The following is a 3,820-nucleotide window of genomic DNA, read 5'->3' as shown; positions in this document are numbered from 1 at the left end:
CGAGCTCCGATAGAATATCGAATCTCGATGGCTGCTTAGTCTTTTTAATGCTGTCTACTTGACAGGGATAAGACCAGGGAAAATTATAGTCCATTGTATCTACAAGAAAAATATTCTAAAAGACGAAAAGATTATAAGATTGCTGCGGAATCATTTAAAAACGTAAGTGATAGTTTGTTATCAATTGATACAGATGATTTATTAGAAATAATGACCTATAAAGCTAAAAAATTCAAGATAAAGGATATCTCCAAGTTAGAAGTAATGCTTGAAGGTGTAAAGGAACATGGAGAAGCAGTAAAGCTTGTTCAAAATTATAAAGCGATAATTAGTGAAATGAAAAATAATATGGATATAAAGGTAGATTTATGGAAAGAAATTTTCAAAGAATATTTCTCTGAGAGCTTTATTGAAGAATGGCGACGTTTTTGTAAAAATCGAAATCATGTTGCACACAATAAATTATTAGATCTCAACGCATTTAATAAAATTAGCGAAAATATTAGTAATGTTGAAGGGTATTTGGATGGAGCTAAAAAAGAATTTGATAAGGAATTATCTGAAGAGGAAGAAACTGAAGTATTAGAATATATTGAGGAGGAAGAGTATAAAAAAGAATTGCATGAATTGTATATTATGGAACAAGAAGCAGGAGTTTCAATTTTAGATGCAAATATGATATTTGATAAATTCGAAGAAGTAACTAATCAATTTATAGAGGACATTGATGATACATATTATTTTAGAAATGATATAAAAATTGAAAAGAATAAAATGTCAATTGCAGAGTCAGAACAAGACATCCTGAAGATTTCTAGTAAGATTAATGATGATATTTTAGAAGTTAAGAGTAAATTAAATATCGAAGAGGTACAACAGGGGGAAAGTGAGGTATTACTGAAATTAATTATAAACGGGAAAATGATAGAAGAATGTAGCTTAAAATATATAAATGGAGGAGCAGAGTTTCAGAGCGATCTGGGATATTATCTCCCTACATCATATAATGAGTTTTCTCAAAAAGGATTCGAGGAATTTGTAGAACATATAAGTGAATTCATAGAAGACTATTTTCCTGATTTAAAAGAGGAAATGGAGATTGAGATGTATATTGCTGCAAAAGATGGGGGGAATAACCCAGTTGCTGATTTCTCCTGTGAAGAATGTGGAGAAGAATATGTATGTGTTAATGACGATATAGGAGAACAGGGTATGTGCTTAAATTGTGGAGCGAAACATGAAGTTTCTACGTGTGAAAGATGTGAAGTAACATATAATCAAAATATTGATGGTGAAGAATATCTATGTGAAAATTGTATGGAGCATTATTTAGGTGAATAGGGAATTTGATGATAAGTTCAAAAAAATGCTCTACAAATTAATAGGTGTAAATAATTTAAGGGGAATTTTGTTTCTTATAAAATTAATAATCAGTTCTAATTGGTATCAGCAGAAAATTTGTCAATATAAATACGAGAATAAATGTAATTTAAGAGATAGAGAAAAGGAAATAGAGATATCACCTTTAAATTTTTCGAAGTTGCTAACTGGTAAGATAAAAAGATTAAGTGAGGAAACACGTAATAAATTAGGTAAATGGATTGAAAGATAAAAGGTAGTTAATCTGTTGTAATGCGGGTACATAAATATATTAATATAATCGGGCTTAGTCAAAATAAAGGTTAGGCCCTTTTGATTTTAGTTAGTAATCGTATTAAATACTCCATATACACTTTTTACAAGTGCTTTCTAAGCCTTGAAACATTAAATGATTTTCTTTATCCTATTAAAAGGAAAGGGGGGGTATATGGATACAAAAACAGTATTAACAATTATTGGCTCATTTTTAGCAGCATCTACCGCACAATTAATAAGTCACATTCTTACCCTAAGAAGAGAAAAGAAAAACTATAAGAAAGCATGTTATCAAAACTTATATTCACCAATAATTTTTAAATTAACCGATTATATAAAATCTGAGTCATATTATGATGATTTTTATGAACTGAACACTACTTACCAAAAACCTTCTGATATTTTTCATGAAGTAATGCAACACATTGAAAAGAATCTAGTTTATACAAGTGTGGATATTATTAATATCTATCAAGTGTGGAAAAGAGATTACTCGCATCCTTCAAGTAAAGATGAATTACCTAGCAACGTGAAACTAGAGAATCAAATGGATTTAAACATTTCATTTGCTAATATTTTTTTTGCACAGTTTTTAAAGATTAACAAGTCGTTAAAGTTTAAGCACAAAATAGTTAATGAGGAACTAAGAGCGCCTTATTTTTTCACTCACTTTTTCTTATTAATTAAGGAATGTACAAGGCCTTATTCTGTAACATTCGAGGAAATATTTTCTATATATGATTTAATAGAAGCTATCTTATTACCAAATAACAATTATACAGAGAGAATTATTTCTAATAGGAATAATTTAGACAAAGTTCAATCTACAAATCTTTATAAAAATGATGATCGGGTTCATGAAGCGTATCTTTCTGCGTACGAACTCTTATATGAAATCGTAAATGAGATGGCAATCATTAGTGAAGAAAGAGCAACAGATTTTAAAGATTTTCTCGACTCTCAGATTCAAAAGTAGTTTCCTTAGATGAAAAGGTTAAGAGATTAGAAGAGCAAATTTATAATATAGAAAAAGAGGCCTTTAAAATGCCTCTTTTTCTATGTGTCGTCTAACATTACTTAGAAGATGTACTTCTTGCCAAAATGCTGAGAACTGATATGAAATACATTGGAAATAGCAGACTTTTCACCATTGAGAACCTAAATTCATTGCCCCCATTGATTTTTATAGTAAAATTTGTAAAAATGTGGGAAGTATTTTTCTTCTACGATTTCCCTTGGTACACCAAGAGCATTCATTAAAAATGTAATTATTTCTTCTTTTTCCTCCTTGTTTCTCTTATGGAAAAGTATTGCTTGAGAGAATCTTCTTTCAAGTGCTTTCAGTAACTGTATTGGTGTCAAGAGTTCAAGATCCTTTGTATGTTGAATAGCTTCTTCTTTATAATCAGAAGCCTTTCGTTCAGACGCTGCACCATGACTACGATTTGGGCGGGATTTAGCTAATATTAACCGTAAATAAATGCTTTCTGACTTCGCTTCTTCAACTTGTTTTTTACTAAACCAATGGTCAACATCAAACTTTTTGTCTTTTAGTTCTGTTGTTGATTGAAGTGTAATCTCCATTAATTTGATAAATTGGTCTTTATAATTATCATATGAACATAATGCCCATACTTCAGGAATTAGTAATGGACTACTAATATTATCAAAGTTAATTTTTGCAATTTTATTATCATTATAGTATTCCACACACGTTTGAAATTCCTTTGCGTATAATTCTAATTTTTCTCTAGTAGCAGCAACTGGAACGCCCCAACATAATTGATCTGTGGCTGATAAAAATACTCTTTCTCCTTTTGTATTCATTACTTTACCTGGGGGCTCAACTACTCTACTAAGAATATTTTTTGTTTGTAGTGCATAATACTCTTCTAATAACATATTTTTCACTCTCCTCATTCGGGATTATTCGACAATTTTTGGGTATACCCTTTATTTTAAGTTATATTTAGTAGTAAGTACGGATATGTAATAAAGTATTACGTTTAAAGCCCAATAGTTTTTTAAGATTGGAAGAACCAGATTTATAAATTAGAAAATATCTTGCTATCATTATATTTAATGTGTAATATATAGTTATAATGTTAGTTTAATTGATTCCGTTTATTCCCACACCTTTTTTTGTGTTGTGGTTGAGTTGTAGAAGCAAGTTGCGTCTTGTTTC

4 protein-coding genes are annotated in these 3,820 nt (G+C 29.8%); 3 read left to right on the top strand and 1 reads right to left on the bottom strand.

The genetic code is table 11. The features are described 5' to 3' along the window. Positions 1–93: 93 nt before the first annotated feature. The 3 genes from PDQ33_RS28440 to PDQ33_RS28430 all read left to right on the top strand — a co-directional run bounded on the left by PDQ33_RS28440 (position 94) and on the right by PDQ33_RS28430 (position 2,611). On the top strand, positions 94–1,341 hold the full coding sequence (locus PDQ33_RS28440; protein ID WP_002073827.1) for a hypothetical protein: 1,248 nt from the start codon (positions 94–96) through the stop codon (positions 1,339–1,341). Beyond that, positions 1,334–1,612 (top strand): hypothetical protein, encoded by a 279-nt coding sequence (locus PDQ33_RS28435; RefSeq protein ID WP_001078338.1) that lies wholly within the window; start codon positions 1,334–1,336, stop codon positions 1,610–1,612. The genes PDQ33_RS28440 and PDQ33_RS28435 overlap by 8 nt, the downstream gene beginning before the upstream one ends. Before the next feature lie 195 nt (positions 1,613–1,807). Continuing rightward, on the top strand, positions 1,808–2,611 hold the full coding sequence (locus tag PDQ33_RS28430; protein ID WP_270395359.1) for a hypothetical protein: 804 nt from the start codon (positions 1,808–1,810) through the stop codon (positions 2,609–2,611). A gap of 188 nt (positions 2,612–2,799) precedes the next feature. Here the strand turns inward: PDQ33_RS28430 and PDQ33_RS28425 are convergent, their stop codons facing one another. After that, on the bottom strand, positions 2,800–3,537 hold the full coding sequence (locus PDQ33_RS28425; RefSeq protein WP_000923475.1) for a hypothetical protein: 738 nt from the start codon (positions 3,535–3,537) through the stop codon (positions 2,800–2,802). Positions 3,538–3,820: the final 283 nt, after the last annotated feature.

It is taken from the genome of Bacillus cereus group sp. Bc031 (genome assembly GCF_027716265.1).
Classification (GTDB): Bacteria; Bacillota; Bacilli; order Bacillales; family Bacillaceae_G; genus Bacillus_A; species Bacillus_A paranthracis.
The sequence above is the reverse complement of the archived record's forward strand: the minus strand, read 5'-3'. Positions and strand labels throughout refer to the sequence as shown.